This window comes from Shewanella sp. 11B5 (assembly GCF_002836795.1).
GTDB lineage: Bacteria > Pseudomonadota > Gammaproteobacteria > Enterobacterales > Shewanellaceae > Shewanella > Shewanella frigidimarina.
The window spans coordinates 1-1703 of the sequence record NZ_PJAP01000805.1 but is presented as its reverse complement, the minus strand read 5'-3'; the positions used below and the strand labels follow the sequence as shown (position 1 = coordinate 1703).

The following is a 1703-nucleotide window of genomic DNA, read 5'->3' as shown; positions in this document are numbered from 1 at the left end:
CGCTTGTTCCATTGGAATAATGTTCAAGCTATTATTTTTATCATGTTGTTTTAGAATGCTTTTAGCACCTTTATCGCCATCGATCGACATTAGCACAGCAAAATCTTTAGCTAAAAATATCGCTGGAACACCCACATCTTGTCGATAAAAAGCACAGCTTGTTAACCCATTTTGCTGATAGCGTTCGATAAGGTGTAAGTAGTCATCAACATCAATGGCGACTTGGTCAGCAAGCACGAGCAACAATGCATCGGCTTGCTGTTCAATAGCGTATTGGCTGGCATGTTTAACGGAGCTGGATAACCCTTGTTGCCAATCAGGGTTAATGATCTGATGGCTTGTTGCGGTTATTGCCATGATCTCGTCATTAAGATGAGCGCCTAACACTACTGCTGGCGCTTTTATTCCTGCGGTGGCTGTCACCTTGTTAAGTGATACGATGCTGCGGGCTAATAAACTTTGATTACCTTTTACTTTAGCGAGCATTTTGGCGCCATGAAATCGGCTACTGGCACCAGCGGCTAAAATAACGGTAATGATATTGGGCTTCATTATTGACCCGCCATTACAACATCACACTATCAAGGCTAGTGAGCTTGCTGTTATACAGCACGCCATGACACTGAGATAAAATACTCAACGCAACAGAGCCTGGCAGTTCACCACCTAACGCTAATCCTGCTGGTGCAGAGAAATAACCGCTAAAGTCTTTCAAACTGAGTTCTGCCATATCCAATACTTTATCGCGCCGATGTACTGGGCCTAACAATGATATGTAGGCCAGTGGCAACGGTTGCAATGTTTTTAGCGTTTTAGCATCAATCTGTAAATTATGGCTCATGATAAAAGCCGCATCTAACCCACTGAGTAAATCAGTAGATATCGACGGTGTCGGGTGTTTCATAATGTGGCAGCCCGGAAAATCATAGGTGCGAGCATAAGCAGTACGCTCATCAAATATCGTCACTTTCCAGCCCATGGTTTGTGCCATTTGGGCTATAGGTTTGGCATCTAATCCGCCGCCAAAAATACCAATATGCACCGGCGGACGCAGTGGAATTTGCAGTAACGTTTTATTTTGCTCAGTCACTTTAAGGGTTTTGGTATTTAGGGTAATAGGAGCTGCGTCACTAGACGCCTCTACAAAGTGGCCAGATATCTGATGACTTGAAACGCCATCGGCAACAATCTCAAGCTGGTATATACCACGATCACCACGCATTAAAGCATCATGAACACTCACTAAACCAAGGTAATTGTTCGCTTTATTCAGCGACACCATCATGATATTGACAATACCACCACAGCCCAGCTGATAACTGGTATCAGACTCATCCGTTGCGTCATAGGTTAACTGAATAACTTGCTGAGTTTGAATAGCGCGCTGGGCGTGACGACGTAAATCCGCCTCAAGACAGCCACCACTTAACATCCCCAGGCTTTTACCCATTGGATGAAATAGCATTATGGCGCCAGGTTTGCGGTAAGAAGACCCTTCTACTTGGGTAAGAACGGCAAGTACCCAGTCTTCTTGATAAGAAGGTAACCAGGTATCGAGTAAATCAACGAGGTGTTGAACCATGTTGGTTGTCCATCATTTGTAAACGCATTAGCTTAAGCTAACAGACTGGCTTTACAATGCAAAGAATCAATGGTTTCAACTTATTAATAAATAACCTCAATGACCTGATTACATAACAAAT

General features: G+C 43.6%; 2 protein-coding genes. Both read right to left on the bottom strand.

Annotated features, from left to right (window positions below; all coding sequences use genetic code 11):
- A partial coding sequence (locus CXF78_RS16615; RefSeq protein WP_102037401.1) for a nucleotidyltransferase family protein occupies positions 1-552 on the bottom strand: 552 nt, incomplete at its 3' end.
- A gap of 13 nt (positions 553-565) precedes the next feature.
- Positions 566-1582: an XdhC family protein gene (locus CXF78_RS16610; RefSeq protein WP_102037400.1), complete on the bottom strand. Its 1017-nt coding sequence runs from the start codon at positions 1580-1582 to the stop codon at positions 566-568.
- Positions 1583-1703 lie beyond the last annotated feature (121 nt).

What these genes read in the sequence shown, in the direction of transcription:
- CXF78_RS16610 (WP_102037400.1), bottom strand. Translation starts at nt 1,582, where the DNA reads ATGGTTCAACACCTCGTTGATTTACTCGATACCTGGTTACCTTCTTAT.